The following is a 5,243-nucleotide window of genomic DNA, read 5'->3' as shown; positions in this document are numbered from 1 at the left end:
ACTCCCTCAGTTTAATAGATAATGCTCACGAATACTCGCTTATTCGCAGGATTTCATACCACATGGTATAGGTTGCTTTAGATGAACGAAAGAGATAGGACCGTTTTGATAAGATGAGGGCAGATTGAAATAGGGGATCCATTAAAAATCCCATATTATTACATATGCTGCACGCATTTTCCACGCTGCCCTTGGAGGCTTTCCCTCCCATGTCTCAACGGGTCATAATCCTATGCCCTTTCATTCCTTCGTCATACCTATCCAAGGGGTGGAGGCCGGTTTTGCTAACGGAACGGGTCATTGCCCTTTTGTTCATTACATCCAGTACTTCGTGCTTTCTTTGAAATCCTACGAATAAGCCAACTTTCGTTAATAACAATGTGAATGTAAATTTACGCTGCTAGTTGTTCAAGAGGGAAGACCATTTCCGGTTTATAGGCAGAGCCATTACGAGCAATCCCTACTAGAACACGGGCAAGTTTTCCACATAGTTTCATGATGGATTTCATTTTCTTAATCTTCTTTACTTTAACATTGTTCGAGTGTAGGGCTTTAAACTCAGGGTTATTCATCACCAGACTCATGGTCGCAAGGAAAAGGTAACGCCGCAGGCGTGATCTTCCACGTTTGGAAAGAACAATTTGGCCTTTCCACTTCCCAGAGCTTGCTTCAGCTAGATGCAATCCTGCATGACGAAGGAGCGCATTCCCRTGAGCGAACCCACTTARATCTCCAGCTTCTCCTAAGATGCCCGCTAGTGAAATCTCGCTGATTCCTTTAATGGCAAGTAATTGCTTAACGAATGGAATCTGTTCCAAGACGTTTGTGACTTCTTGCGTCACTCTTTCGAGTTGGGATGAAGCGAGATCATATTCCTCTAATAACTGTYCCAAGTGAAGTTTATACGCATCAAGGGCTTGTTTCGTACCAATTGAACGCTTGGCCAACGCAAGCAGGGAATGGGCTTTTTTATGCCCGGAATGTCGCTTCATACATGATTTCCACCCGGTTACGATATCTAGAGGCTGTAAGGAACATAATTCAGCTGGGGTAGGAAAGAGGCGTAGAGTTGCGATTGCCCCTTTACATGATACGTCTTTAAACACTTCCCGGAACTCGGGAAAAACAACATCCACCCAGCGATTAATTTGGTTGATGGAGCTAACAAGACGCTTAACGATCACATCTCGGTTAGCCATAAGGACACGAAGTTTTTCAAATGATTCTGAAGTGGAACGAACGAAGGCATAGTAKCCATTCTTCACCATATCAGCTATGACAAGGGCATCTTTTTTATCACTTTTGGATTGCGTATTATCACGATTTTCTTTGTTTCTTTTGACATGGTGAGGATTGACCGTGACAACATCAATGTTTTGTTTGACTAGCCACTTTGAAAGGTTTATCCAATAATGACCGGTAGGTTCCATTCCGACTATCGTGGTGTCTAAGTTTTTCAAGTGTTTTAGTTCCTTGATCCAGTTTAGTAAGCTAGTAAAACCCTCTTCGTTATTTTGAAAAGACAAAGGTTTTCCGACCACAATGCCCCGATAGTTTACTGCACGGGCCACGTGTACGTGTTGGGCAATATCCACACCAACAACTAGATGTTGATCCGTAATTCTCTCAATTAGTTGATTTTGTTTGTTTTGCATTTTAAAATTCATAGTAGGGCTTCCTCCTTAAGATTTTGAGTTAGATTGGTCTCTATACTCGTATCTTACTGAGGGGCTCTATTTTTTTCAAACCTGATATTTAACGATCTACAGGAATGCTAACGGAAGCTTTACTTCAATAACAGAGTTGCTTCAGCAGCTCTTTTTTTTATGGAACTAAAGGGGCAGTTTAGTTCAATAGGAAAATCAAAAATTGGGGATAATACCTTTAAAATTGTTAAAGGAGAGAGGCCCAATGAAAACTAAATTGTCTATTTTAATCTTAACTATGATTATGTTAATAACTGTTAATGTAAATGCACAAACTTCCGAAAAGTATACGGATAATAGCAAAAAACAACTAATCAGTGCAAATGAATTTTATCAAAAAAACAACTTAGATTATTATGATGAATTCAAATCGGCAACCCTGAATATTAGAGAAAAAATTCTGTATAAAGATTTAAAATCAACAGTAAATAAATATGCGGAAAAATATTCACTAGTTAATAGTTACAATAATCCACACCCACATATTGATCCGAAGAGGCAGGTATATCTTTTTTGTTCTATTAAAGAGAAAAAAGAAAGTTTTATCCATAAATATTTAATTGTAGATGCTGAGACAAAAGAGCCAATAACTGAAGGAAACGGAGAAAGGTGGTACTACCATTAAAGGTCTATACTAACCCTCAAATGGGTGATTTACTTCACTATCAGGAGCTGATCAGCAGCTCTTTTACTTATGGAACTAAGGGGCAGATTATTTGAATAACAATTGAACCATTATACCTCAAAAACTGGACTATTTTTTTAAAAACTAGGAAAGATAACTTATGAGGTGAGTTTTATGAAAAAGCTATATATATTGATTATTACCATTCCGATGTTGTTTCTTTGTTCAATGCAGGTATACGCACAACCTAAAGAATGTCCTGTGTTAAGTGAATTAGAGAAAACATCGATTAAAGATAAAAAAGAGGTAACAAAAGCGTTAAATACTTTAATACCAAAAACTTATGGAACTGGAATAGATGATTTTCCTGACATATATACTAAGTGGGATGTAGTAACTGCCAAACCTTTTCCCGAAACAGTTGGCAATAAAGATGAAGAAGACTATTTTGGAATGGCAAAGACCTTTTGTGGCAAAGAAATTGCTGAAAAATCATGGCTTGTACGTTTAGATTTCCCCAAAGCTCCTGGAGCTAACTTAGCCCAAGGTCAAATATTTTTAGCTAAAAGTAAGGAAAAAGGATGGTTTGTTTGGTTTCAATACCATTAAAATATCTGGGGAAAAATAATTGAATAAAACTTTACAGTTCTTAGGAAACTAAAGTGGGTGATAAAATGAAAAATTTCGCAGTAATGCTTTTGATAGCAATATTCTTAATAAGCTCTAATACGCCAGTTTATTCAAAAACAATAAATGAAGCTGATACGGAACTATGTGAAACACTTAAATATGCACTTATAAAAAGCCTTAGACAACCAGTAGATAAAGCAATTGCTGCAATATATAAAGATGATAAAGATGCACCAAGTAATCTTACTTGGGCTTCGTATGACACAGAAATACTCAAAATTAAGCAACTGTACGGAGTTGGTGGAGAATATGAGATAACTCTAAAAGTCCACCCTTATTATGATGCTCATAATAGTTATGGAATAGATGAGGTTGTTGTAAATACAAGGGGTGAGTTAATAGATTATAAGCACATAAAAACATATCCTTGAACTTCAACTAACGGATGCGGTCTTCATTAAGAAGGATCGCTTTTTCTTATGGAACTATCGGGGCAGGTTAGTTGAAGAAGAATGATGGGTTATTATGGTAATATGAGATTATAGGGGGGCTATCTAAATGAAAAATTTGATTATTGGTATCATAGTTTTATTGGTACTTTGGCTAATACTTCCGTTATTTAATATAAACTCATCATATTTAATTCCTAATGTAATTGAATGGGCTTCAAAGTTCATACTTCCGTGGATAGTATTGTATTGGATTATCAGACTCACTAAAAATTTAGAAAAAATTTAATAGACTTTATTGAACTAAAGGGTGCTTTAGGAAGGTTGCTGAGGCAGCCTTTTTCTTATGGCACTAACGGGGCGGCAGGTTAGCTCCATAATGATAATGAAAATTATGTGGTAAAATTAGTTAATTATGTGGAGTGGGGAGGATATTAAATGAGTAATTGGCTATACGTTCTTTATGCTGTAATTTTAGGAATAGTATCTTGGTTTACTGGGGAAATAGTAACCTTTGTTATGTTGGGGGTTATTCTAATTGCTTTGAATAATATAAATTCAACTCTTAAAAAGATTTATCTTCAAAATAATGAGAGAAGTAATAACGAAGATAAACAGTGAAAATAATTTGATTAAAAACTAACCGGTACTTTTACTTCAATAACAGGAGCTGATCAGCAGCTCTTTTTCTTATGGAACTAGAGGGGCAGGTTAGTTGGATTGCCTGCCAAAGAATAGGAGTGGTTTGAATTTATGGCAATAACAAAGAAAAGATTCTTCATTATTTGTATAGTGGGTATCATACTCAAGTATCTTGCAAGTTCTGGACTGCAATACTTCAGGGGACAAACGATAAATTGGTTAGGGAATTTAGCATACGCATTCTATTTCGTAGCATTTCTTTCACTTTTACTTTGGTTATTTGGAGATTCTGGTAAGAAAAAAGCCGATCATTAATTCAGTGATTGGCTCAGGCTGTTGAGAAACCCTCGACAGCCTTTAATGAACTAACGGGTGCACTACTTCAATAAGAGAGTTGCTTTGGCAGCACTTTTTTTATGGAATATTGGGGCAGGTTAGTTGAACAAAGATAAGATATAATTTAGATTAAAATATTAAATTTTAATAAAAAAAAGAAAGGAAGTATGATTATGACAGAAATGTTACCCATTACATCGGAGAATTTAGAGCAATGTATCGAACTTTACACGAAAGTTTTTAATAATGAGCCATGGAGTGAAAGTTGGACATACGAAACTGCCAAAGAGAGACTTACTGACTTATTACATACTCCTAAATTTCTTGGTTTTTTATTTCATATTGATAACAATCTAGTTGGTTTTATTGCTGGAAATAGTAAAGTGTCTTATCAAGGTTTAACTTTTTACTTGGCAGAGCTTTGTGTAAATAATGAAATACAAGGTAAAGGTTATGGCTCAAAAATACTGCATTCTTTAGAGGAGGAACTACAGAAGAGAGAGATAAAAAGTCTTTATTTATTAACTGCTAACGGCGGGCTTGCAGAAGCATTTTATCGAAAAAATGATTATGTAATAAATGAACATAGGATAGTTATGAATAAAAATTTATAATTGTACCAATCTTAATGAACTCCCTCAGTTTAATAGATAATGCTCACGAATACTCGCTTATTCGCAGGATTTCATACCACATGGTATAGGTTGCTTTAGATGAACGAAAGAGATAGGACCGTTTTGATAAGATGAGGGCAGATTGAAATAGGGGATCCATTAAAAATCCCATATTATTACATATGCTGCACGCATTTTCCACGCTGCCCTTGGAGGCTTTCCCTCCCATGTCTCAACGGGG

General features: G+C 35.9%; 7 protein-coding genes. 6 read left to right on the top strand and 1 reads right to left on the bottom strand.

From position 1 onward, the window contains the following. Window positions 1-392: 392 nt before the first annotated feature. Window positions 393-1,667 carry an IS110 family RNA-guided transposase gene (locus AC1DVK_RS26340; protein WP_477627765.1) on the bottom strand — a complete coding sequence of 425 codons (1,275 nt, stop codon included), beginning with the start codon at window positions 1,665-1,667 and terminating at the stop codon, window positions 393-395. Window positions 1,668-1,911: 244 nt separating this feature from the next. Here AC1DVK_RS26340 and AC1DVK_RS26335 point away from each other — a divergent pair, with 244 nt between their 5' ends. The 6 genes from AC1DVK_RS26335 to AC1DVK_RS26310 all read left to right on the top strand — a co-directional run bounded on the left by AC1DVK_RS26335 (window position 1,912) and on the right by AC1DVK_RS26310 (window position 5,002). Next, the gene (locus tag AC1DVK_RS26335; RefSeq protein WP_477627764.1) at window positions 1,912-2,331 is read left to right on the top strand and encodes a hypothetical protein; all 420 of its coding nucleotides are present in this window, start codon (window positions 1,912-1,914) and stop codon (window positions 2,329-2,331) included. A gap of 174 nt (window positions 2,332-2,505) precedes the next feature. Further along, entirely contained in the window at window positions 2,506-2,940 is a 435-nt protein-coding gene (locus tag AC1DVK_RS26330) for a hypothetical protein (protein WP_410863249.1), read from the top strand. Between the two features lie 65 nt (window positions 2,941-3,005). Beyond that, complete coding sequence (locus AC1DVK_RS26325) at window positions 3,006-3,392, top strand: DUF3888 domain-containing protein (RefSeq protein ID WP_410863248.1); 387 nt, start codon at window positions 3,006-3,008, stop codon at window positions 3,390-3,392. A gap of 456 nt (window positions 3,393-3,848) precedes the next feature. Then, the gene (locus AC1DVK_RS26320) at window positions 3,849-4,031 is read left to right on the top strand and encodes a hypothetical protein (protein WP_061465009.1); all 183 of its coding nucleotides are present in this window, start codon (window positions 3,849-3,851) and stop codon (window positions 4,029-4,031) included. Between the two features lie 132 nt (window positions 4,032-4,163). Beyond that, complete coding sequence (locus tag AC1DVK_RS26315) at window positions 4,164-4,367, top strand: hypothetical protein (RefSeq protein ID WP_061465007.1); 204 nt, start codon at window positions 4,164-4,166, stop codon at window positions 4,365-4,367. Between the two features lie 194 nt (window positions 4,368-4,561). Further along, window positions 4,562-5,002, top strand: a complete 441-nt coding sequence (locus AC1DVK_RS26310) for a GNAT family N-acetyltransferase (RefSeq protein WP_410863246.1) — start codon at window positions 4,562-4,564, stop codon at window positions 5,000-5,002. Window positions 5,003-5,243 lie beyond the last annotated feature (241 nt).

The sequence above is a fragment of the Peribacillus sp. P4_B1 genome, assembly GCF_056402395.1.
The sequence above is the reverse complement of the archived record's forward strand: the minus strand, read 5'-3'. Positions and strand labels throughout refer to the sequence as shown.